21 protein-coding genes are annotated in these 22,803 nt (G+C 66.3%); 7 read left to right on the top strand and 14 right to left on the bottom strand.

Annotated elements, in window-relative coordinates:
- Window positions 1-122 precede the first annotated feature (122 nt).
- From NU1_RS10215 to pdxH, 4 genes are all read right to left on the bottom strand, one after another.
- On the bottom strand, window positions 123-1,436 hold the full coding sequence (locus NU1_RS10215) for a citrate synthase (protein WP_084521153.1): 1,314 nt from the start codon (window positions 1,434-1,436) through the stop codon (window positions 123-125).
- 196 nt (window positions 1,437-1,632) lie between these two features.
- Window positions 1,633-1,986, bottom strand: coding sequence for a DUF4189 domain-containing protein (locus NU1_RS10210; RefSeq protein WP_067519711.1), 354 nt, complete (start codon window positions 1,984-1,986; stop codon window positions 1,633-1,635).
- 117 nt (window positions 1,987-2,103) lie between these two features.
- The gene (locus NU1_RS10205) at window positions 2,104-3,384 is read right to left on the bottom strand and encodes an MFS transporter (RefSeq protein ID WP_084521152.1); all 1,281 of its coding nucleotides are present in this window, start codon (window positions 3,382-3,384) and stop codon (window positions 2,104-2,106) included.
- Between the two features lie 85 nt (window positions 3,385-3,469).
- A complete protein-coding gene (gene pdxH / locus NU1_RS10200; protein ID WP_067519707.1) occupies window positions 3,470-4,195 on the bottom strand; it encodes a pyridoxamine 5'-phosphate oxidase in 726 nt (241 codons plus the stop codon).
- 100 nt (window positions 4,196-4,295) lie between these two features.
- Here pdxH and NU1_RS10195 point away from each other — a divergent pair, with 100 nt between their 5' ends.
- Window positions 4,296-5,432: a citrate synthase 2 gene (locus NU1_RS10195; RefSeq protein ID WP_067519706.1), complete on the top strand. Its 1,137-nt coding sequence runs from the start codon at window positions 4,296-4,298 to the stop codon at window positions 5,430-5,432.
- A gap of 96 nt (window positions 5,433-5,528) precedes the next feature.
- Here NU1_RS10195 and NU1_RS10190 read toward each other — a convergent pair whose 3' ends face one another.
- Window positions 5,529-6,254, bottom strand: a complete 726-nt coding sequence (locus NU1_RS10190) for an RDD family protein (protein ID WP_067519704.1) — start codon at window positions 6,252-6,254, stop codon at window positions 5,529-5,531.
- A 229-nt stretch (window positions 6,255-6,483) separates the two neighbouring features.
- Between NU1_RS10190 and NU1_RS40200 the strand changes: the two genes are divergently transcribed.
- Window positions 6,484-6,669, top strand: a complete 186-nt coding sequence (locus NU1_RS40200; protein ID WP_084521151.1) for a DUF1272 domain-containing protein — start codon at window positions 6,484-6,486, stop codon at window positions 6,667-6,669.
- 50 nt (window positions 6,670-6,719) lie between these two features.
- Here NU1_RS40200 and NU1_RS10185 read toward each other — a convergent pair whose 3' ends face one another.
- A complete protein-coding gene (locus tag NU1_RS10185) occupies window positions 6,720-7,481 on the bottom strand; it encodes a hypothetical protein (protein ID WP_157552084.1) in 762 nt (253 codons plus the stop codon).
- Between the two features lie 134 nt (window positions 7,482-7,615).
- Here NU1_RS10185 and serC point away from each other — a divergent pair, with 134 nt between their 5' ends.
- The 3 genes from serC to NU1_RS10170 all read left to right on the top strand — a co-directional run bounded on the left by serC (window position 7,616) and on the right by NU1_RS10170 (window position 11,428).
- Entirely contained in the window at window positions 7,616-8,740 is a 1,125-nt protein-coding gene (serC, locus tag NU1_RS10180) for a phosphoserine transaminase (protein ID WP_067519702.1), read from the top strand.
- Between the two features lie 220 nt (window positions 8,741-8,960).
- Complete coding sequence (sepH, locus tag NU1_RS10175; protein WP_067519700.1) at window positions 8,961-10,031, top strand: septation protein SepH; 1,071 nt, start codon at window positions 8,961-8,963, stop codon at window positions 10,029-10,031.
- 620 nt (window positions 10,032-10,651) lie between these two features.
- Complete coding sequence (locus NU1_RS10170; RefSeq protein ID WP_067519699.1) at window positions 10,652-11,428, top strand: DUF6928 family protein; 777 nt, start codon at window positions 10,652-10,654, stop codon at window positions 11,426-11,428.
- 13 nt (window positions 11,429-11,441) lie between these two features.
- Here the strand turns inward: NU1_RS10170 and NU1_RS10165 are convergent, their stop codons facing one another.
- Both NU1_RS10165 and NU1_RS10160 read right to left on the bottom strand, forming a co-directional pair.
- A complete protein-coding gene (locus NU1_RS10165) occupies window positions 11,442-11,747 on the bottom strand; it encodes a DUF2537 domain-containing protein (RefSeq protein WP_067519697.1) in 306 nt (101 codons plus the stop codon).
- Between the two features lie 74 nt (window positions 11,748-11,821).
- A complete protein-coding gene (locus NU1_RS10160) occupies window positions 11,822-12,625 on the bottom strand; it encodes a TrmH family RNA methyltransferase (RefSeq protein WP_067519695.1) in 804 nt (267 codons plus the stop codon).
- Window positions 12,626-12,818: 193 nt separating this feature from the next.
- Between NU1_RS10160 and NU1_RS10155 the strand changes: the two genes are divergently transcribed.
- A complete protein-coding gene (locus NU1_RS10155; protein ID WP_067519694.1) occupies window positions 12,819-13,184 on the top strand; it encodes an FKBP-type peptidyl-prolyl cis-trans isomerase in 366 nt (121 codons plus the stop codon).
- 61 nt (window positions 13,185-13,245) lie between these two features.
- Here the strand turns inward: NU1_RS10155 and NU1_RS10150 are convergent, their stop codons facing one another.
- The 6 genes from NU1_RS10150 to NU1_RS10125 all read right to left on the bottom strand — a co-directional run bounded on the left by NU1_RS10150 (window position 13,246) and on the right by NU1_RS10125 (window position 19,835).
- Window positions 13,246-13,533, bottom strand: coding sequence for a hypothetical protein (locus tag NU1_RS10150; protein WP_067519692.1), 288 nt, complete (start codon window positions 13,531-13,533; stop codon window positions 13,246-13,248).
- 99 nt (window positions 13,534-13,632) lie between these two features.
- Window positions 13,633-14,841 carry a hypothetical protein gene (locus NU1_RS10145; protein ID WP_245720042.1) on the bottom strand — a complete coding sequence of 403 codons (1,209 nt, stop codon included), beginning with the start codon at window positions 14,839-14,841 and terminating at the stop codon, window positions 13,633-13,635.
- Between the two features lie 75 nt (window positions 14,842-14,916).
- On the bottom strand, window positions 14,917-16,323 hold the full coding sequence (locus NU1_RS10140) for a sensor histidine kinase (RefSeq protein ID WP_245720041.1): 1,407 nt from the start codon (window positions 16,321-16,323) through the stop codon (window positions 14,917-14,919).
- On the bottom strand, window positions 16,320-17,027 hold the full coding sequence (locus tag NU1_RS10135) for a response regulator transcription factor (RefSeq protein WP_245720040.1): 708 nt from the start codon (window positions 17,025-17,027) through the stop codon (window positions 16,320-16,322). Before NU1_RS10135 ends, NU1_RS10140 begins: the two co-directional genes overlap by 4 nt.
- A gap of 25 nt (window positions 17,028-17,052) precedes the next feature.
- Window positions 17,053-17,448, bottom strand: a complete 396-nt coding sequence (locus tag NU1_RS10130; protein WP_067519689.1) for a hemophore-related protein — start codon at window positions 17,446-17,448, stop codon at window positions 17,053-17,055.
- A 299-nt stretch (window positions 17,449-17,747) separates the two neighbouring features.
- Window positions 17,748-19,835: an AMP-binding protein gene (locus NU1_RS10125; protein ID WP_084521150.1), complete on the bottom strand. Its 2,088-nt coding sequence runs from the start codon at window positions 19,833-19,835 to the stop codon at window positions 17,748-17,750.
- Between the two features lie 319 nt (window positions 19,836-20,154).
- Here NU1_RS10125 and NU1_RS10120 point away from each other — a divergent pair.
- Window positions 20,155-22,803: ATP-binding protein (locus NU1_RS10120; protein WP_157552083.1), on the top strand; the 2,649-nt coding region annotated here is incomplete at its 3' end.

Raw genomic sequence — 22,803 nt, 5'->3', positions numbered from 1 at the left:
CTGCCGGACGGCGCTCTAGAGGTTCTTAACAAGAACTTGTCGCCGGGAGTGGCAGTGCGCCATCGCCGCGGAAACGACGAAACCCGCCCCGGGAAGGGGCGGGTTTCGTGGGAAGCCGATAATCAGCGGCCGGTGATGTCCTTGTAGTCACGCTCGCCGTAGCCGGTGTAGATCTGGCGCGGGCGACCGATCTTCAAAGGCTCGCTGTGCATTTCGCGCCAGTGGGCGATCCAGCCGGGGAGGCGGCCCATGGCGAAGAGCACGGTGAACATGCGGGTCGGGAAGCCCATGGCCCGGTAGATGACGCCGGTGTAGAAGTCGACGTTCGGGTACAGGCGACGTTCGATGAAGTACTCGTCGGTGAGAGCCGCTTCCTCGAGCGCCTTGGCGATATCGAGGAGCTGGTCGTCGCCGCCGATCTTGCTGAGGATGGTGTCGGCGACCTGCTTGACCAGGGCCGCGCGTGGGTCGTAGTTGCGGTAGACGCGGTGCCCGAAGCCCATGAGCTTCACGCCGTCTTCCTTGTTCTTGACCTTGCGCACGAACTCCTTGACGTCACCGCCGTTCGCCTTGATCTCGTCCAGCATCTCCAGCACGGCCTGGTTGGCGCCGCCGTGCAGCGGACCCCAGAGCGCGTTGATGCCGCCGGAGACTGAGGTGAAGAGGTTGGCGTCGGAGGAGCCGACCAGGCGCACGGTCGAGGTGGAGCAGTTCTGCTCGTGGTCGGCGTGCAGGATGAGCAGCATGTCCAGCGCGGCGGCGATCTCGGGATCGACCTCGTACGGCTCGGCCGGGAAGCCGAAGGTCATGCGCAGGAAGTTCTCGACGAGCGACAGCGAGTTGTCCGGGTACAGGAACGGCTGACCGACCGACTTCTTGTAGGCGTAGGCCGCGATGGTCGGCAGCTTGGCCAGTAGTCGAGTGGTGGACAGTTCGACCTGTTCGGGGTCGCGGGGATCCAGCGAGTCCTGGTAGTACGCCGACAGCGCGTTCACCGCGGACGACAGCACCGGCATCGGGTGCGCGTTGCGCGGGAAGCCGTCGAAGAACCGCTTCAGGTCCTCGTGCAGCAGGGTGTGGCGACGGATGCGGTCGGTGAAATCGTCCAACTGCGCCTGGGTCGGCAGCTCACCGTAGATGAGCAGGTAGCTGACCTCGATGAAGGTGGACTTCCCGGCCAGCTGCTCGATCGGGATGCCGCGGTAGCGGAGGATGCCCGCCTCACCGTCGATATAGGTGATGGCCGACTTGGTCGACGCCGTGTTCATGAAACCCGGGTCGTAAGTCGTATACCCGGTACTGGCAAGCAGCTTGCCCAGGTCGATTCCGTCATTGCCCTCGACAGCCTTGGCGACGGTCATCGGGTAATCGCCACCCGGGTAGGTCAGCACCGGCTTGGCGTCGTCGTCGACGTTGATGATGTTCTCAGCGGGCACGGAAGGATCCCTCTCAGGCTTGTAACCATAGGCATCGGCGCGGTGGCGCACGGTGCGCTTACCTCAACGCTAGCCGCTGTCCAGTGGGCCCGACCAATGAGGGTCACCCTTTGCTACCTCACAGTCACCCCGCCGTGAGGTGAGGTGCGGCGCGGTCATGTGATATTGGCATGAACCGCCACCGCACCGCCTCCGGTCAGCTATTGCAAATCGACTCGACAATGCGGGAATCGGAGTACTTGCGCGCTTTCTTCTCGGCCTGAGTGCGAGTAGCGGCGGCGCCTCCGGTGTAGACCTTCGCGCTGCGGGAGTAGGCGACGGCCCCGCATGAGGTGAAGGTGACCTGTACGGCGCAGCCCCCGCGGCATTTGTTGAGCGCCGCTGTCACGGCGGCCGCCTTGGTTTTGTGGTTATAGGCGGCGTTCGTGGTCATCTTCGCCGGGTTCACCGTGATCGCGCCCCACCTCGTATCGGCGTGCGCCGCTGGTGAGAGGAGTACGGAGAGGCAGAGAAGGGCCGCTGTTAATAGGCCGATGAGAAGTTTTCGCATGGTGTTCCCCCTTGTAGATCCGGTCGTTCGATCGGGCACCAATGACGTTATGGGGCAGCGATTTCGAAGATCATGCGAAATTCTTGTGACAGCTGACGGGGTCCGGACGCCGTCGACTCAGGCCGGAGTTTCGGCGCGCGCCCGGCCGACTCGGTAGCGAATGAAGGTCGGGAACGCGATCGCCGCGATGATCATGCCGATCACCACGAGCGCGCCGCCGCCCGCCGCCGCTGCCGCGGTACCCACCGCCACCGCCGCGAAACCGTGCGCAACATCACCGATGCGCGGGCCGCCCGCGACCACCACGATGAAGACGCCCTGCAACCGTCCGCGCATTTCGTCGGTGGCGACCTGCTGCAGCATGGTGGTGCGCAGGGCGGCGGAGAACATATCGACCGCGCCGCCGAAGGCCAGGCAGGTCACCGCGATCCAGAGGCCCAGCGTTATGCCCAGGCCGTGTCCGGTGTAGCCGACGGCCAGGCCGAAACCGACCATGGCCAGACCCCACAGCACGATCAGCCAGATCACTGCCAGGCCCTGGCGGCGAATGCGGGTCAGCCAGCCGGAGAAGACGCCACCGAGCACCGCGCCCACCGACATGGCGGCGAAGAGCAGGCCCAAAGCTGTTCCGCTGGTGGCGGTATCGCCGAAGCTGTCCTGTGCCATCTCCGGGAACAGGGCGCGCGGCATGCCGAAGACCATGGCGATGATATCGACGGCGAAGGAGGCGAGCAGTACCTTCTGGGCGGCGAGATAGGCGAAACCGGCCAACACCTCCCGGATTCCGGCCCGACGGGATTCACCGATGGGGTGGATCGGTGGCAGTTTCCAGACGGCCCAGACCGTGGCCAGCAGCGCGATGGAATCCAGGAGATAGAGGGTGGCCAATCCGGTGATCGGGATGAGCATGCCCGCCGATACCGGTCCGGCAATGGCTCCGAATTGCATGACCGTCATGCTCAGCGAATTCGCCGCCGGGAGTTGATCATTCGGCAGCAGGCGCGGGTAGATGGCGCTGCGGGTGGGTTGATTCACCGCGAAGAACGCCTGCTGTAGGGCGAAAAGGCCCAGGATCAACCAGGGGTTGGTGTTTCCGGCGGCGGCCTGCGCCCAGAAGCCGAGTGCGGTGAGTCCGGTACCGGCGCTGGTGATGAGCAGCAGTTTGCGGCGGTCCATGGCATCGGCGAGGGCACCGCCCCAGAGGCCGAAGACAATGAGCGGCACCAGTCCGAACAGTCCGGCCAGACCGACATAGGACGAGCTGTGCGTAATGTCGTAGAGCTGCTTCGGTACCGCGACGACGGACAGCTGCGCCCCGATAACCGTGACGACGCCGGTGGTCCAGAGGCGCCGAAAGTCGGGGTTCTTCAGCGGCGTGACATCCGCGAGCAGCTTCACTGCGGAGAGATTAATGGGATGAATTGCGCTGTGGCTAGCAGATTTCGGTGATTCATCCCACGATTTTGGCTATTGTGAGCCCCGCTCAGGGCTGTAGACGCTCCACCTTCATCGCGGCCACATCGGTATTTCCCGGTTCCAGAAGCACGCGGAGCCGATTGTGCATACGACTGCGTCGCCCCTGCCAGAACTCCACCGTCTCGGGCTGGATCAAGAATCCGCCCCAGTGCGGCGGTACCGGAATTTCGTCAACCCCGGTGAACCGTTCTGTCATTTCCAGCATCTGGCGGTCCAGTTCCGCCCGCGACGCCACCGGCCGGGACTGGTTCGACGCCCACGCACCCAACTGCGAACCGCGCGGTCGCGACCGCCAGTACACCTCGGTCACCTCCGGCGCGACCCGGCGAACGGGACCGCGCACCGTCACCTGCCGACCCAGCACGGGCCACACCAGCGTGGCCGAGGCATAGGGCGTGACGGTCAGCGCGCGCCCCTTGAACGACTCGAAATTCGTGTAGAAGGTCACACCCTCCGGCGACAGCCCTTTGCACAGCACCGTTCGAGTGGCGGGCTTCGGACCGCTGTCGGTCTGCTCCACCGTGGCCAGCACCATGGCATTGGGATCGGCGACCAGGGCGCTGGTGGCCTGCTCGATCCAGGTGCGCAGCAACGGTTCCCAGCCGTCGGCCAACCAGGTCTCGTCCAGATCGGTTTCCGGACCCGGATGATTCTCGCCCGCGTCCACGCCGTACTCCACGCGCATCGCCGCGATATCGAGGGCGGGGACAACCGAATTTTCCAGGTCGCGCATGGGCCAGACGTTACTCCGCGGTAATGGGCGAGTTAAGGTGCAGGATGATCGGCGTGGCTGCCCCGGATCGGGTAGCCCGGTTTGCAAGGAGAGTCACAACATGACTGCCAGCGCTGCGGTTCCTGCAGTTCCGTCCGACTTCGTGAGCGGTCTCGAGGGCGTCGTGGCCTTCACCACCGATATCGCTGAACCCGACAAAGACGGGGGCGCGCTCCGATACCGCGGCGTGGATATCGACGACCTGGTTACCAATCGTGTCACCTTCGGTGATGTGTGGGCGCTGCTGGTCGACGGAGAATTCGGCCGCGGCCTGCCGCCCGCGGAACCCTTCCCCCTTCCCATTCACACCGGCGACGTACGCGTCGATGTGCAGGCCGGTCTGGCCATGCTCGCCCCGATCTGGGGCTACCAGCCGCTCCTGGATATCGACGACGAGGAAGCGCGCGAGAATCTGGCGCGCGCCTCGGTCATGGCGCTGTCGTATGTGGCGCAGTCCGCGCGCGGTATCTACCAGCCCGCGGTGCCGCAGAAGAAGATCGACGAATGCACCACCGTCACCGAGCGGTTCATGACCCGCTGGAAGGGTGACCCGGACCCGAAGCACACCGAGGCGATCGACGCCTACTGGGTCTCCGCGGCCGAGCACGGTATGAACGCCTCCACCTTCACCGCGCGGGTGATCGCCTCGACCGGCGCGGATGTCGCGGCGTCGCTCTCGGGTGCCATCGGCGCCATGTCCGGGCCGCTGCACGGCGGCGCCCCGGCCCGCGTGCTGCCCATGATCGAAGAGGTCGAGAAGGCCGGCGACGCACGGGCTCTGGTCAAGGGCATCCTCGACCGCAAGGAAAAGCTGATGGGCTTCGGACACCGGGTGTACCGGGCCGAGGATCCCCGCGCCCGCGTACTGCGGGCCACTGCCCAGCGCCTCGACGCCCCGCGCTACGAGGTGGCCGCCGCGCTGGAGCAGGCGGCACTGGCCGAACTGCGTGAGCGTCGCCCGGATCGCGCCATCGAGACCAATGTGGAGTTCTGGGCCGCGGTAATCCTGGACTTCGCCGAGGTTCCGGCGCACATGATGCCCGCCATGTTCACCTGCGGTCGCACCGCCGGTTGGTGTGCGCACATCATCGAGCAGAAGCAACTGGGCAAGCTGGTGCGCCCGGCCGCCATCTACACCGGCCCCGCGCCGCGTAAGCCGGAGAGTGTGGCCGGTTGGGAGAATGTGGTCCGAAGCTAGTCCCAAACTCCGGACCCGACACCGAAAGCGGCTCGCAGCGAAGACTTCTCGCTGCGAGCCGCTGCCGTGTCCGGGCGGATCCCCCGGCCGACCGGATCAGGCCTTGACGACGATGCTGCCGACAATCTTGTCGGCGAAGGTCTGCTTCTTGGCATCCCAGAGCGGCCACAGGAAGCCCACGTAGCAGGGGAGGGCATCCGCGATATGCGCGAGCTTGCGCCCGAACGCGGTGCCGAAACCGAGTAGCTGACCGTCGGATTCGCGAATGGTGCGAATGCCGAGAATCTTCTTACCGGGCGTCTGGCCGGTAGTGCCCTCGCGGTGGGCGAGGAAGGCCATGCCGCCGATGCCGGCCACGAAGGCGAGCAGCAGCAGGAACATTCCCAGGCCGCTGTAACCGCCACCGGTACACCGGACGGTGGTACTGGTGGTGCAGACGACCTTCTCCGTGCCGATACTGCCCGCCAGCACCTGGAGGATCACCGCGGGCAGGGCGAACATCAAGGCATCGATGAGGTAGGCGCCCGCGCGATGACCCCAATCGGCATACGCGGGCATGGGTGCGCCGTACCCGGGCTGGCCGCCATAGGGCGGCTGAGGTGCGCCGTAGCCGGATTGTGGTGCGCCATAGGGCTGTTGGGGTGCGCCATAGGGCTGTTGGGGTGCGCCATAGCCGGGCTGCGGCGCACCGTAGGCGGGTTGGGGTGCACCGTAGGCGGGTTGGGGTGCCCCCTGGCCCGGCGCGGGCTGCGGTTGGTAGCCGTATCCGGGTTGCTGGGGCTGCTGCGGCTGTTGGCCGTACGGGTTGTTCGGGTAGGACATTCGCTTCCTTGCTGAGTCGAAATTGGGTCGGCTCAGCCATGAGTCCAGCGTCTCGACCGTGTGGGCCGGTTGACTACAGGCCCACGGCGACGAGCCAGTTACAGTCTGGTGCACTCCGGCCCGAGCTGCGCGTCGAAAAATATCGAACACAGACCGCATCCGCCGGGGTGCGAGTTCACGGAGTTCGTGAACGGTGACGGATTGTGCCTTGCGGTAGGAGGTTCGGGCAATGGCTTTGCAAATGCGTACGATCTGCGAGCGGTGCGACGCGGTGGAACTGCCCGCCGACGGCAGGGCATGGATCTGCTCGTTCGAGTGCACCTTCTGCGAAAGCTGTAGCACCGCAATGGACCACAACTGCCCGAACTGCGGCGGGGAGCTGGTGGTTCGACCGCGACGGCGCGTTGCAGTCTGAAATCGCCTCTGTAGCGCGAGGTTGAGCTCGACGGAGAAGGGGCGCGGCAGTCAGCGCTCGCGCGAAGCTGCCCAGTCCACCGCTACCGATTCGCCATGGTCAACGGTGAAGAAGGCGACGTCCAGACGGCGGCCCAGGTCGACCAGCTCGATGGCGGCCAGCGGGACCGGCTGGACCACGCGGACCAGCCAGGGGGTGGGTTCATCCCAGGCACGCAGTTCCAGGTCGAGGCGTAGCACCGGGTCGTTGCGGCCGGTGTAGTCGGCGGCAATGGGGGCGGCGGCCAGCACGGTGGCGCGCGCCCGGCGGCCGTCGGCGAGGATCTTGGCGATATTGGTGCGCGACGCCTCGTCGGGGGCCGGGACATAGAGGACGACGCGATCGTGGTCGCCGGGGTCGACCCGGCAGGCGATGATACCGCCCGGATTCATCCAGTCCAGATCGGCGGCGCCGACGCGTTGGCGCACCCGGGTTTCGTACGGGTGTTGGTCCGCGAGTTGTACGCGCACCCAGAATTCATGGCCGGGTTCGGAGCGTCGGGCACGCCGGCCGAGCACGGTGGCGGTGCCGGAGACACCGTGCATGAGCAGTTCGCGACGACCCGCGTCGGTCATCTCCGGGCCGCGGCGAGTGAGGCCGCGGGAGCCGAATTGGGAGGACAGCCGGGTGAACAGGCTCGGTCGCCGCCCCGCCCGGCCGGAATCGGCCATGGCATCGACGCCTCCCCGGGCATCGGGACGACCGGCCCCGCGCGACTCGGGAAGACCAGCGCGGTCGGCGGTGCCCGGTCTGTCGCGCGCGGCCATGTTCATAGCGGTGAACCATAACCGCAGTGTGTGCCGGACCACACTGATACCCGCTGGTTGTCCGGTGGTGGTAGCTGAGTGGTGTCGCAGCGCCTACCCAGTCGCTGATGCGGCCTCCGTCACGCTCTACCCTGGTCGCCATGACCACTGCGTTCCCGAGCATCCCCGACGAACTCAAGCCCGCCGATGGACGTTTCGGCTGTGGCCCTTCGAAGGTGCGTCCCGAACAGCTGCAGTCCCTGGTGGACGTCGGCGCCTCGGTATTCGGCACCTCGCACCGGCAGAAGCCGGTCAAGGACGTGGTGGCGCGGGTGCGCTCCGGTCTGCGCGAATTGTTCGCGCTGCCCGACGGTTACGAGGTCGTCCTCGGCAACGGTGGCACCACCGCGTTCTGGGATGCCGCCGCCTTCGGTCTGATCCGCGAGAAGTCGCTGCACCTGACCAATGGCGAGTTCTCCTCGAAGTTCGCCTCGGTCGCCAAGGGCAACCCCTTCATCGGTGACCCGATCGTGGTGAAGGCCGAGCCGGGTAGCGCTCCCGAGCCGGTCTCCGATCCGTCCGTCGACCTCATCGGCTGGGCGCAGAACGAGACCTCCACCGGTGTGGCTATTCCGGTTTCGCGTCCCGCGGGGTCCGAGAACGCCCTGATCGCCATCGACGCCACCTCCGGTGCGGGCGGTCTGCCGGTGAATATGGCCGATGCCGATGTCTACTACTTCGCTCCGCAGAAGTGCTTCGCCGCTGATGGCGGTCTGTGGATCGCATTGATGAGCCCCGCCGCGCTGGCGCGCGTCGAGGAAATCAAGAACTCGGGTCGCTGGACTCCGGATTTCCTGTCGCTGCCCATCGCCATCGACAACAGCACCAAAGATCAGACTTACAACACGCCCGCGCTCGCCACGCTGTTGCTGTTCGCGAATCAGATCGAATGGCTGAACGGTAACGGCGGTCTGGATTGGGCCGTGAAGCGCACACTGGATTCTTCCTCGCGGTTGTACTCGTGGGCCGAGTCCAGCGAATACGCCACGCCGTTCGTGGTCGACCCGGCGCACCGTTCGCAGGTCGTCGGCACCATCGACTTCAATGATTCGGTGGATGCCGCCCAGGTCGCGAAGGTGCTGCGTGCCAATGGAATCGTCGACACCGAGCCGTACCGGAAGCTGGGCCGTAACCAGTTGCGTGTCGGTATGTTCCCGGCCATCGACCCCGAAGATGTGTCGCAGCTGACCCGCAGCATCGACTGGGTTGTCCAAAAACTCGCCTGAACAGTAATAATGGAGTCCATTCGCGAGAGCTGAATCCGCGAACCGAACTTCGACGCTGTGGCAGAATCGATCACAGTAATGCGGCGCGGAAGTCTGTGAGCAGATTTCCGCGCCGCGTGTCTTGCCCCAAGATGCTCAGAAGTGCACTACTGTTCCATAACGTGGGCGGTGTCGCGAGCCTGGCTGTAGCTGTGATCGACGCAGCGATAAGGAGGTAACGGTGCGTGAACTTCGAGTAATCGGATTGACGCCCGATTCCACACACATCGTGTGCATCGATACCGAAACCGGTCAAAAGTACCGGCTGGCCGCTGATGACAAACTGCGTGCGGCTGCGCGCGGAGACCTTGCCCGATTCGGCCAAATCGAGATCGAAACGGAAGCCACGATGCGTCCTCGCGATATCCAGGCCCGTATCCGTGCCGGCGCTTCGGTCGATCAGGTCACCGAAGAATCCGGTATGCCCGCCAGCCGGGTCGAGCGCTTCGCCTATCCGGTGCTGCTGGAGCGCCAGCGTGCCGCCGAACTGGCGCAGAAGGCGCATCCGGTGCGCAATGACGGCCCGTCCGTCGAAACTCTCATCGAGATCGTGGCCGCCGCCTTCGCTGAGCGCGGTCACAATATCGAGGTTGCCGAATGGGATGCCTGGAAGGACGAGAAGGGCTACTGGGTCGCCCAATTGCAGTGGCAGGCGGGTCGTTCCGTCATTGCCGCGCATTGGCGCTACCAGCCCGACGCGCACGGCGGCTCCGTCGTACCGCTCGATGATCCGGCCTCCGATCTGATCGATCCGGATTTCGGTCGGGCGCTGCGCGGTCTGGCCAGCATCCTGCCGGATCAGAACGCTCCCATCGCCGAGCCGGTGTCGGCGCCCGCGCCCGCCCCGCTCGACCGGGGCGAGTACGAGGCCGCGTCGAGCCGGGTATCGGATGAGCAGACGCTCGACAACTTCTACGAGCAGCGTGCCGCTGTCGGCGCGGATACCGTGCCGGTGCCCCCGCCCGCCGCTCCCGCGCCGTCGGCTCCGGCCGCTCCCGCCGCGCCGAAAGAACAGCCCGCTCAGACGCATTCGACTCCGGAACCGGCCACCCCGGCGCCCGCGGCCCCGGCTGCTTCGGCTCCCGCCGCTTCGGCTCCCGCCGCCGAATCCGATCCGGCCGAACCGGCTGCTCCCGCGCAGCCCGCCCCCAAGCCGAACGCGCAGAAGTCGAACCGCAGCAAGCGCGGTGGTAAAGCGCCGATGCCGTCCTGGGAAGACGTACTCCTGGGCGTCCGCAGCTCCGGTAACTGAGCCGCGGCTCGGCCCGCGCGGCCTCGTCACCCCGGGGTTCGGCCGCCTGCATCGTCCCGGGTGAGCCACCCGTCGTCGTCCTGGAACTCGAGTTATCCGTCGTCGTCCCGGGACTCGAGCCGTCATTCGTCATCCGGGCGTGCTTTTGGCCGGGATCCACGGTGACCCAGTCGAAACCGGTGTGGATTCCGGCCAAAAGCATGCCGGAATGACGGGGGATGACGGGGATGTGCGGGGGATATGCAGGGGGCATGCGGGGTATGCGCGGAGAATGTGCGAAAAGTTTGCTGAGGGCTGTTCCTGTCGTGCGCCGGTTGTCGACGCGGGAGCGGCGTTTCGCGCTCGCCGTGTCAAGATCAGTGTGACTGCCTGCTATTTCGCAGTTTCCCTACGCGTGTGCGCATCCTCGATCGATTCTCCGTTCGCTGCCAATCGCCGACGTGTCCGCCGCGCCGGGAACGTCCTTGCGTAACAGCGCCATTTCGCGCCCCACAGGCGTAGATTTTAATGGAATGGTGGTGATTGCCGAGCGGATCGCGCACCGACTGGGCATTCGACCATCTAATGTTGCTCAAGAATAGCCAATCTTGGGTCGCAATGAACTCGGGAGGTGCCGCGCAGTGCCGTCCACAGTTTCTTCGCTCTGGTACGTCGACGCTCCCGATCCGGTCGCGGTCTTGCGCGGGCACCCCGGGCCCGATCCCGATGCCGCTTTCGCGCTCGCCAAACAGCTCAATCCGGACCGCGATGTGGTGCCCGCGGCGTCCGGGACCATGAAGGTGTGGGCGGGGCCGGATCCCGAATGCGTCTATATCGGTTGCTATCCCGGCGTCACCGTCGTGTGTTCCACCCAGGCCGCGCGACCGCGGCCGACCACTCTGCCCGAATTGCTGGTGCGCCCGCTGGCCTCCGAACAGACCTATCTCATCGCCTATGACCTCGCGCAGGGCTGGGGTGCGTTCGCCCATTGGGAGCGTGGCGAATTCCGGCGATCCTTCAGTTCCACCCGCGTGAGTATCCTCGAGGACGAGGGGCTGCCGCGGGTGTGGGAGCGGCCGTACTGGGCCGGGGACCATCCCGTTCGATTGCGGGCGGGGGAGATGGCCGATCCGCAGCTGTTGCCTTTCGATCCACCGGATTTCGCCGATGCGGCCAATGCCGAATGGCTCGGATTCCGGTACCGGCCCGCGGCGGTGACTGCGCTCGGCACCGCCGCGGCGGATATCCCCCCGCCGGAGCAGCTGCCGTTGGCGCCGGAAGAGATAGCGGTGTGCGGGTTTTCGCTGTTCCCCAAGGGATACGCACCCAAGCCGCCGCGATTCGCCGAGCCCGAACCCGAGCACAATGGGAAGCGCGGACTGCTCCGCTGGCTGCGCGGCCGCGACCGCGTGTCCTGACTATCGGCTTCGGTCAGGAGGCGAGGCCGACCGCCAGCAGTGCGAGCCAACCGAGCACGACACCCGCCGCGAGTCCGGCGATCACCCAGCGGGTAACCGGTGCGAATCGCCATCGCCATGCGGTCGGCGTGGCGCCACCCACGGCGATCAGATTCACCACCACCGCGAGAATCGGATGCACCTCGGCCAGTGCCGCGCCGAATGCGTAGACACCGCAGGCCGTGAGTGCGGCGACGATGACCGCGACGGTGATTCCGGCGGCCCAGGGGGTCGGCTCCGAATATCCGTAGCCGTACGGCCCGTCGGGGGGATAGGTCACCGTGCCGGTCCTGTGGTCACTATTGCCGCCTGTGCTCAGCGAGTCTGTCTGGTGCCCATAGTGTCCGCTAAATGTCACTGTGTGCGCACTCTTTCGTAGAAGGCCATGGCGGCGGCGGTGGCGACGTTGAGTGAATCGGTGCCGGGGGTCATTGGGATGCGGGCGCGAATATCGCTGGCCCGCATGGTGTCCTCGGTCAGGCCGGGGCCTTCGGCACCGAGTAGCAGGGCGACCTTCTCGCCGGTCATGGCCTTGGCGAGATTGTCGGCCGCCGGGTCGGGGGTGAGCGCGATGATCTGGAAGCCACTGTCGCGCAGGATATCCAAACTCCCCGGTAGTTCCGGCATTGTCGCGAACGGCACGCGCAGCACATGCCCCATGGAGACTCGCACCGAACGCCGATACAGCGGATCGGAGCAGCGGTCGCCGAAGAGCACACCATCCGCGCCGAGACCGGCGGCATTACGAAAGACCGACCCGATGTTCTCGTGATCGTTCACGCCCTCCAGCACCGCCACCGTGCGCGCGCCGTCCAGCACCTCGGCGACAGTGAGTTCGGGCGGGCGATTCGCGGCGGCCAACACACCCCGATTGAGGTGGAACCCGACGATTTCCGCCATGACCTCGGCCGTGGCCCGGTAGTACGGCACCTCCACCCCGGCCAGATCGTCGGCGAGTTGCTCATATCGCCGCCCCACCCCGAGCAGCGCGGACGGCGCGAAACGCGAGGTCAGCATGCGCTGCACCACGACAACGCCCTCCGCGACGACGAGGCCCTTCCCACCCGGCAGGTCGGGCCGCCGGTCGGCATTGTTGAGGTCGCGGAAGTCGGCGACCCGAGGATCACCGGGGTCAGCGATATCGATAACTTCGGCCACGGGGCTCAATCCTGCCGCCTCCGCTGTTCACGGCCCGGTTCGGGTCCGGACTAGGCGGAGGCGGGGGACAACCCATGCGTTCCGGGGCCGCGAACAGCGAGTCCGTGAAACACGGCCCGGGTCCGGTCTCGACCAGCCGATCGTCATAAGGTGATTACCGACCTGTAGCCACAGCTATCGAAGAGGACAGCCAATGAGCACTAAGCCGGAAGTCGAGTTCCAGGACGGCCCCGCCCCCGCCACACTGGTGATCAAGGATCTCATCGAGGGCGATGGCACCGAGGCGCAGCCGGGCGATACCGTCAATGTGCACTACCTGGGCGTCGAATACGACACCGGCGAGGAGTTCGACTCGTCCTGGAACCGTGGCGAGTCCATCACTTTCCCACTGCGCAACCTGATTCAGGGCTGGCAGGAAGGTATTCCGGGCATGAAGGTCGGCGGCCGCCGACAGCTCACCATCCCGCCGGAGCTGGCCTACGGCCCGGCCGGTGCGGGCCATGGACTTTCCGGCAAGACCCTGGTCTTCATTATCGATCTGATCGACGTGGTGAACTGACCGACGTACCAACACTTGTGCCCGCCGTGCCATAGCGCGGCGGGCACAGTTGTCCGTGGGGCTATACGACCGCGTTCATAATGGTGCCCGCGCTGGTGGCCGTGGCGCCGCCGAGCATGGCATTGGCGATCATCTTGGGCGATTGCAGGCCGCCGCCGCCCCATTTCTCCCAGGCGAAGCGGCCGCCACCGTAGGTAATGGCGACGATGCCCGACATCTGGGCGAACCAGGTGAAATAGCGGAACATCTTCATGAGTTTGTCGGCCGCCGGTGGGGTTTCGGCGGTGGGATTGCCCATCTGCTGAGCCAAAACGGTCAGGTCGTGTGCGGCGGCGAGAATACTGCTCACGATCGTGTTCCTCTCCGATACCGAACGGTGTTGGGGATGGAGCGCCGTTAAACAGGTCGATCAGAGCAAATCGGACTAATCCTAAACCGGCAGATGTGGTTATTTGCGGACGATAACGACAGGGTCCGCGAGGGTGATAGCAACTTGTGATGACTGGGTGCCACTGCGCTGCGGAAGGGTGGCCAGTGCCGAATTGGCCTGGTTGTTCAGGGTGGTGGTAATGGACTGGAGTTGATCCACCCCGGCGGTGAGCGCATCCACGGCGGCGAGCAGCTGGGCCGCGCCCTCGTCGGCGATCTGCGGGATGCTCTCGGCGAGTTGTGCGCCCTGGCTCAGCTGCGCACTGGCATCGCCGAGGCGGGCCGCGGCATCGCGGAGCAGGGTGCCGATCCGGGTATCGGGGGTGACCTCGGTGCCGACGATCTCGCCGAATCCGCTCAGCTGCCCACCCGCCTGATCGGCAATGTTCTGCAAACCCTGCAATTGGGTGATGATATCGGCCAGCTGCGGGTCACCCGCGAACGGAAGCGCCCGCAGCAGCGGCAGGATGGAGTCGAGTCCGCTGCTCAGTGCCGTCGAGGTCTGTTGTACCTGACCGACCGTGACGCCGGTCGTATCCAGTGCGGTCGCAAGTTGATTCGCCTGTGTGGTGGCCGCCGAGACCGTCGAATTCAGAACCGCGATAGCCGAGGTCAACTGCCCGGCACCGGATTTCGCGGACTCCAGGAAGCCGAGCATCTGGTCGGTCCCACCGGAGAACTGTCCCGCGGCATCGGCGGCCGCGCCCACGCCCGCACCGAGCAGCGACGCCGTGAACGCCACCTGCGATACCTGGCCGCGTGCGGCGCTCGTGGCCGCGAACATGGCATCCATCCCGGCCGCGCTGATCTGTCGCGTCACCTCATTGACCGCGTCATTGACCAGATAGGGATCGGCATTGTCATGGGTGGTCGCCGTAACCTGTGCCCGCTGTGGTTTATCGGTGACCAGTGACGCGACGGAGGTCGTCAGATCGGTGGGCAGCGTGACGATAACCGCGTAGTCGGCGGTACTGGCCTCGTCGACCACATCCCACTCGTGCGTCCCGCTGTTCTGCAAGGATTTGGTAATGCGCTCACCGAGCGGTCCGGCATCGGTATTGATGAGCGCCACCGCTGTGGGCGATGCCGACCAGCGCAGGTAGCCGACCACACCGGCGGCGAGTGCCCCCGCCAGCACGAGTGCGAGCAACGCGAACCCGAGCCTGCGACGGCTCGTGGATTCCGTGCGATGCGAGGACGTTGAATTCGGGTTGCGTTTTTCGGGCACGTTCACAAACCGTACTGGTACGAATTGTCCGCGGCCCTGGCGTTTGTGTGAGGTTTCGGTAAGGGATGGGGCTGGTCAGTCCGGAACCGAACCGGGAAGTGGCAGATCCAATACGAGTCGCGCGCCGCCGAGCATGCCGTCTTCGAAGTAGGCACGACCGCCGTGTAATTGGGCTTGCTGAGCGACCAGGGCGAGCCCCAGGCCGGAGCCGCCCTTGGTGGCTTGGCTGCCACGGAAGAAGCGTTCGAAGACCGCATCGCGCTCGGCCTCGGGGATGCCGCGACCGTTATCGTCGACCGAAATCACGATATGCCCGTCGGGGGCTCGGTGCGCCGACAGCAGCGCCTCGCTGGCGCGGCCGTGCCGGACGGAATTGGTGAGCGCGTTGTCGATGGCCAGCCGCAGTCCGGTCGGCAACCCTCGGGTCACCAGTTCGGCATCGGTATCGACGTGCACCTTCAGCTCCGGGAAGTGCCGCATGGCGTCGTGGGCGGCGGCATCGCACAGCTCGGCCACATCGGTCTCCACATGGTCGCGCTGATGGGTGAGGTCACCGGCCGCGAGTCGTTCCAGTGCACCCAGGGTGGCCTCCACCCGATCCTGGCTGCGCTGCAGGTCGGTAAGGATTTCGGTGCGCTGCGCCTCGTCCAGGTCGAGGGTGCGCAGCACTTCCAGATCGGTGCGCATGGCGGTGAGCGGGGTGCGCAGCTCATGGGCGGAGACGGCGGCGAAATCGCGGGCGGTCTCCAGGGCGGCGGCGGTTTCGGTCTGCGCCCGATCCACCCGCTCCAGCATGGTGTTCACCGCTTCGGCCAGTTTCTCGGCCTCGGCCACCCCGGATCCGTCCACCGGCAGCGGCGCGCCGGAACCTCCGGTGGGTCGGCGACGGTCGACCTGCTTGGTGAGATCTTCGATGGGCCGCACCGCCCGCCCCCCGAAGAGCCAGCCCAGTCCGGCCGCCGCCACCGCCGCCACCACCGCCGCGATCAGCACCCAGCGGCGCTGATCCGCGGTGGCCTGCGCGGTCTGGGCAGTCGGAATACCCAGGGAGACAATGCGTCCCGGCGGCTGATTCGTATCGGTGGTGAGTATCCGGTAGGAGAGTCCGTTCACCTCGACAGTTTCCGAACCCAGTGGCAGTGACGGCAGCTGGACCGCGGTGCTGGCAATCTGGCCCTGGTCATTGCGGACGGTTATCGCCAAATTCTTGTTGGCTCCGAGGAATTCGAGTACACCCACCGACAGCACCGGTTCGATCAATACGATCTGCGAGGCCAATTCCAACTGCTGATCGGCCTGCTCCATATTGTTCTTCTCGATGGCGTAAATGGTGATCCAGCTCAGCGCCGCGACGATAATCGTCGCGCCCAGGGCGGCGGCCGCCGCCACTCGCGTACGCAAGGAATACGAACGGCGATGGCGGCGGGGATTGCCCGCGATCCGGCGCGAGCGCAGAAAGTGTTGCGACAGTGTGTCGTTCACTTCGGCGCTCGCAGCACGAATCCGACGCCCCGGATCGTGTGCAGCAGTCGGGGCGTGTTGTCGATCTCGAGCTTGCGTCGCAGATAACCGACAAAGACATCCACGACATTGGTGTCGGCGGCGAAGTCGTAGCCCCACACCAGTTCCAGCAGCCGTTCCCGGCTCAGCACCACCCCGGCACTGCGGGCCAGTGTGGAGAGCAGCTCGAATTCGCGTTTGGTGAGCTCGATTTCATTGCCGTGCAGCAGCGCCCGATACCCGGCCACATCCACCTCGAGCGGTCCGACGGTAATCCCGCCGGGTGTCGATGCGGCCGGGGTGTCACTGCGACGGCGCAGCAGCGCCCGAATACGCGCCACCAGTTCGGCCAGGACGAAGGGTTTCACCAAATAGTCGTCGGCCCCGGATTCCAGCCCGGAAATGCGGTCGTCGACGGAGCTGCGGGCCGAGAGCACACAGATGGGCACCTCATTGCCCATCGCCCGCAGCGCCGTCACCACACCGGCGCCGTCCAGGACCGGCATATTCATATCCAGCACGATCGCGTCGGGTGCGTGCTCGTTCACGCACCGCAGGGCCTGGGCCCCGTCCCGGGCGATCACCACCCGGAAGCCGGAGAGCCGCAGCCCGCGTTCGACGGATGCCAGGACGTCCTCGTCGTCGTCGACTACCAGGACGGTCGGGGTTTCTCCGCGTTCGGCCACGGCTTCCATCTTCGCGCAGGCGAGGTCAGTAGTTGTGGCAGGAATCGGCGACAGCCTGAATAGATGCGGCGATTCCACCCGCACGCGGGTCATTGGCGGCCTGCTCCGCGGCCTCCGGATTATCGCGCAGGTACGCGTCGACCTCGGCCTGCCGCTGTTCGATGGGCTGGTCGAACTTCGCCTGCAATTCGGCCTTGGTGCCGGGATTCTGGTCCAGGAACTGGGCCAGTGCGGGGGCCTTATCGTGCAGAGCGGCGTCGACCTGGGCGAACGAGCAGGTCGAGGTCAGCAGCGGCGCGACCATATCGACGGGTCCGGCGGAGGCGGTGGCGGGGTAGAGCCAGACCGAGACGGCGGCGAGGGTACCGAGGGTTCCGGCGGCGAAAGCCGACCGGCGCGGACGAATACGGAGGGATGACATGCATCGACCTTTCCGATTGAGCGACACGCGAATCCAGCCGATCCGCGTCCGCCCGACGTTATGGCATCGACTTGGGCGCGGGATGAACCGTGTCTGAGAGAACAGTGAGGGAAACACCGACGCCCCGGTTTGCGCCGATGCGCCCCTCCCGCATGCGCCGACGCGCTCCCTCCCGGCGTGCGCCGCATCTCGTCATCCCGGCATGCTTTTGGCCGGGATCCACCGCTCTCGACCAGAAGGTGTGGATTCCGGCCAAGAGCACGCCGGAATGACGGGGCGGACGGGACGCCGCGACGGTGTCAGCCGGTGATGGCCGGGTCGTCGGCGGGCGCGTCGGGTTTCGGGATCGCCGGGAACGGCATGGTCCGATCCCCGCTGCGCATCAGCGCGGCGGCATCGCCCACCTGTTGCTCCAGCAGGCCGAGCATGCTCGCGTCCTCGATGGTGGGTGGGATCTCGTACTCCTCGCCGGAGGCGATCTGGCGGATGGTGCGGCGCAGGATCTTGCCGGAGCGGGTCTTGGGCAGCGCACTCACGACGACCACGTCGTAGAGGCTGGCAATGGCTCCGACCCGGTCCCGCACCCGCTCGGTCACCTCCCCGCGCAGCTGTTCGAGATCGAGATCGACACCCTGTTTGAGCACCACGTACCCGATGGGCCGCTGCCCCTTCAGCTCATCCGGGATACCGATGACCGCGGTTTCGGCGACCGCCGGATGTCCGGAGATGGCGGCCTCGATACCGCCCGCGGACAAGCGGTGTCCGGCCATATTGATCACATCGTCGGTGCGGCCGAGGATGAACAGGTATCCGTCCTCGTCGAAATATCCGGCGTCCCCGGTCAGGTAGTGGCCCGGATACGCCGACAGGTAGCTGCGCTCGAAGCGCGCGTCATCACGCCAGAGGGTGGTGAGGGTTCCCGGCGGCAGCGGCAGCCCGATCACAATGGTGCCCTCGGTATTGGGCGGCACCGCATTACCTTCGGAGTCCAGCACCCGCAGCCGGTATCCGGGCACCGGCACCGAGGCCGAGCCGGGTTTGATCGGGAGCTGTTGTAATCCGAGCGGATTGGCGCAGATCGGCCACCCGGTCTCGGTCTGCCACCAGTGATCGATGACCGGGCAGTCCGGATGGTCGGCGAGCAGGGTGTTGGTGGCCCATTCGAAGGTGGCGGGATCGAGCCGCTCCCCGGCGCAGAACAGCGCGCGCAGCCGGGACAGGTCATAGCGCTTGGCGGCGGCGGCCTCCGGATCGGCGCGGCGGATGGCCCGCAGCGCGGTGGGTGCGGTGAACATCACGTCCACCTGGTATTCGTCGACCAGCCGCCAGAAGGTGCCCGCGTCCGGTGTCCCGATGGGTTTGCCCTCGTACAGAACGGTGGTCGCGCCCACCAGCAGTGGTGCGTAGACGATGTAGGAGTGCCCGACCACCCAGCCGATATCGGAGGTGGTCAGCATGACCTCGCCGGGGCCGACACCGTAGATATTGCGCATCGACCAGGCCAAAGCCGCCGCGTGGCCGCCGTTATCGCGCACCACGCCCTTCGGTTTTCCGGTGGTCCCGGAGGTGTAGAGGATGTAGAGCGGGTCGGTCGCGGCCAGGGCTACCGGTTCGGCCGGTTCGGCGTCGCGGACCGCGTCGTCCCAATCGAGCCAGCGGGCGGCCACGGTTTCCGCCGAGTCGGGCAGGATTCCGGTGGCGGCCAGCGGCGCCGGGAATCGGATGGTCGGAAAACCGTCGCGCTGTTTCACCAGCACCAGTCGCGGTGCGGTGGACTCGGCGATATCCAGGGCCTGTAGGACGATGGGCGGATATTCGATGCGGCGGCCGGGTTCCAGCCCGCCGGAGGCCGTGATTATGAGCACAGGTTCGGCGTCGTCGATGCGGGCCGCGAGTTCCGGTGCCGCGAATCCGCCGAATACCACGGAGTGGACAGCTCCGATGCGTGCGCAGGCGAGCATGGCGATCACCGATTCGGGGATCATCGGCATATATATGACGACTCGATCGCCGGTCTTAACCCCAAGTCGCAGCAGGGATCCGGCAAATCGGGCAACTTCGTCGAGTAATTCCTTATATGTGAAGACACGCCTGGCGCCCGTCATAGCGGAGTCGTATATTAAGGCGGGCTGATTAGCGCGACCCCCCTCCTGTCCACTGTTGGAGTCACCTGGGGATGTGATGTCGCGCACATGGCGGTCCAGCGCGTTGTAGGAGGTGTTGAGGCGAGCATCGGGAAACCACCGGGCCGTCGGCCGAGTCGTCGGGTCCAGAATTTGGGTGGGAGGTACCTCCCAGCTGATGAATTCGGCCGCGGCGAGCCAGAACTCCGCGGGATCGACCAGGCTCGTCTGGTAGGCCGGTCGGTACTCCTGCTTAGCGTTCAACCCCGTGACTCCCTAGCTCCCCGTCGATGCCCGCCTCGATAGATCTGCCTGATTGTGGCAGACTTCACGCGACGTCCGGGCGGACGCCGCGACCTTTGATTTTGTCTGGAACGGGCAGGTCAGCGACCGGTGGTTGCCAACAGGTCACACAAGAAGTTATTGATCCGTTAGAATCGCATGTCACATATTTTCGGCCGTCTTAGACGCAATTTCTCGGCCAGCCGCAGTTCTCGGCCAGCTCTGCCTGTCGAGCCCAGCGTGCGATCGCCGCGGCTCGTCGATAGCGCGTGGCTGGGGCCAGTTTGGAAAGTGAGTGGAGATGCGTGACGCCGCTAGTTCCGGCCGCAAGCGCTTGGCGCTGAGCAACTGGGACCTGCGCTGGAAGGTGACGGCTGTCCTAGCCGTCCCGCTGCTGGTCGCGGTGGTGCTCGGTGCATCCAGGATCTCGGCGGAGTTCGCCGAGTCCAGCCGACTTACGACCGCGGTCGACAATGTCGCTGTCATTCCGGCGATCACCGGTCTGAGTGGTGCCGCCGCCACGGTCGCGGCTGGCCAGATGACCATGGTCAACGGTCAGTCGATGACGAGTGATCCCGAGCTCGCCCAGCTGGACACCGCGATTCAATTCGCTGAGTTGGCCGTGCCGCGATTGAGCGATATTCCTAGCGCCCGGTCCGCGCTCGACAACATGATCGTCGGTGCGAAGGCCGTTCGAGCCAACGGGCTCACCCCCTCGCCGTCCGTGTCCAATTCCCTGGTTCAGGTCGAAGACATTCGCGGCCACAGCGTCCGCACCGTGGAGAACATCGTGTCCTCGGTCTCCGACCGGTTCGCGGATGCGGCGAAGCTGCGCCTGGTCGATTCACTGAACGCCCGTGCCGCGATGGTCGGCGAGATCGCCGGCGCGGCCGAGGCCCTACGTGGCAACGTGAAGGACGGCCTGCAAGATTTCACTATCGCGGCCAATACCGAACGACAGCTGCTCGGAATCCTCGCGAGTCGCTTCCCAGACGGCGATCCGATCATTTCCGAGCTGCAGCGCTTGGTCGACACCCGCATTCAGCTGGTGTCGAGTCCAGAGGTGGCCGCAGGTGTGCTGCCCGTCGTCGAGATCAAGGATCTGCTGGCGAGCAGTCTCGCGCAGTACCAGACGATCGTTAACAACGCGACCAAGGATGTCGTCTCCCGAGTCGACAACCTCGCCAGCACCGCCCGCACCGACGCCATCCGCTACGCGGTAATCGTTATCGCGACCATCCTGGGCGCGCTCGCGCTGGCCGTCCTCATGGCCCGCGCGATGATCGTGCCGCTGCGCCGACTCCGTCTGGCCGCGCTCCGCGTCGCCGAACACGACCTGGCACAGGAAGTTTCCGCGCTCCGTGAGGGCGCCGATCCCGAAGACGTACCGCTCGAGCCGATGCCGGTGGAGACCGACGAGGAGATCGGCCAGCTGGCCCGTGCTGTCGACGACATCCACGGGCAGGCGCTGCGGCTGGCCGCCGATCAGGCCGCCATGCGTACCCAGGTCAACGATATGTTCGAGACCCTGGCGCGACGTTCCAAGTCCCTGGTCGACCATCAGCTCTCGCTCATCGAGGCGATGGAGTACGACGAGAAGGACCCGCGCCTGCTCGAAAACCTCTTCCGCCTGGACCATCTCGCCGCGCGTATGCGTCGTAACGGCGACAACCTGCTGATTCTCGCGGGTACCAAGCAGCGTCGGACCAAGTCCGCGCCGGTCGAGATCGCCGACGTCCTGCGTGCCGCCATCTCCGAGGTGGAGGACTACGAGCGGGTGAAGCTGGGTGCGACGCCGCGCGGCGCGCTCACCGAACCGGCCGCCTCCGATATGGCGCACCTGTTCGCCGAGCTGCTCGATAACGCACTGCGTGCCTCCCCGCCGGAGACCGACGTGAAGTTCACCTTCGCGCAGGCACCCGACACCGGACTGCTGATCGAGGTCTCCGACCGCGGTATCGGTATGCCGCCCGCCGAGATGGCCGAGATCAACCGCCGCCTGGAGACCACCGCCGAGGTCGGCCCGGATACCGCCCGCCATATGGGTCTGTTCGTGGTCGGTCGCCTCGCCGAGCGGCACGGGCTGACCGTGCGGCTGCGGCCCACCTTCGATGTCGCCCGTGATCCCGGCGTGACCGTGACCGTGCACGTGCCGAACGCGCTCATCGTGACCGCCGCCGGTGCCGGTCTGTCGGTCCCGCCTCAGCCGGGTGGCCAGCAGCAGCCCGCGCCGATGCAGCCGGGTTCGCAGCAGGCTCCCTCGTCCATGCAGATGCGTGCGGTTACCCGCACCGCCACCGGCAATGTCATGGTCACCGTGGATCCCGGTGGGAGCGGTCCGATTCCGGCCGGTGCTCCCCAACCGGGTGCCCCGGCTCCCGCCGCCGCGAGCGCGTCCGGTGGGCTGCCACAGCGTGCACCGGGTGACGCGGGTGCGTCGGTCGGTCTGCCGCAGCGTGATCCCGGTGCCGCGGGTGCGTCCGTCGGTCTGCCCCAGCGGCAGCCGGGGACCAGCGGTCCGACCGTGCGCCATACGGTTTCCGCCCCGGGCGGTGGCGCCCCCGGTGGGCTGCCGCAGCGCGAGCCGGGTGTCAATAGTCCAGTGGCCCCGCAGTCGCAGGCGGGCGCGAATCTGCAATCACGCCAGGGCGATGCTCCGGCACAGCCGCGAGCTCAGCTGGCCGCCAATATGATGCGGCGTCAGCCGGGTCCGGGTGGGCCCGGCGGTATGCCGCCGCGTCCGGGTTCGACCGGTGCGATGCCGCAGCGTCCGGGTCCCGGTGCGCCGCAGGGTCCGGGCGGGCCGCCGCCGCAGCGCGGTGACGCGTCCGGCGGACTGCCGCCGCGCGATCCGTCCGCGGGCGGGCTGCCACAGCGCGCGCCGGGTACGAATGGCGCACCGCCGCGTGAGCCGGGTACGGGTGGTCTGCCGCAGCGTGATCCGTCCGTC

Origin of the sequence: Nocardia uniformis NBRC 13702 (assembly GCF_001613345.1) — a bacterium.
GTDB classification, from domain to species: domain Bacteria; phylum Actinomycetota; class Actinomycetes; order Mycobacteriales; family Mycobacteriaceae; genus Nocardia; species Nocardia uniformis.
Note: the sequence above shows the minus strand (reverse complement) of the source record. Positions and strands in the feature narration are given on the sequence as shown.